The organism is Acinetobacter sp. AL9 (assembly GCF_041464035.1).
In the GTDB taxonomy this organism is placed as follows: Bacteria; Pseudomonadota; Gammaproteobacteria; order Pseudomonadales; family Moraxellaceae; genus Acinetobacter; species Acinetobacter towneri.
Map to the genome: position 1 here is coordinate 1 of NZ_JAYFSK010000305.1, position 223 is coordinate 223.

Annotated in this window: 1 tRNA gene; it reads right to left on the reverse strand. The window is 47.5% G+C overall.

Features of this window, described 5'->3' with window-relative positions:
• Window positions 1–99: 99 nt before the first annotated feature.
• A tRNA-Ile gene (locus ACEO2X_RS14830) sits at window positions 100–176 on the reverse strand.
• Between the last annotated feature and the right edge of the window lie 47 nt (window positions 177–223).

Sequence of the window (223 nt, forward strand, 5' to 3'; positions counted from 1 at the left end):
TGATTCGATGTATCGTAAACTGTGTTAAGGCGAATGCTTAACTCGAGCATAGCTCTCGTCTTGCGCTCGGGCGAAACATGTTTCGCTGACCCTCGCTCATGGTGGGTCTGACAAGACTTGAACTTGTGACCCCACGCTTATCAAGCGTGTGCTCTAACCAACTGAGCTACAGACCCTCAGATACATCAATGAAGAACAACTTGTTGTGGATTCTTACCAATCG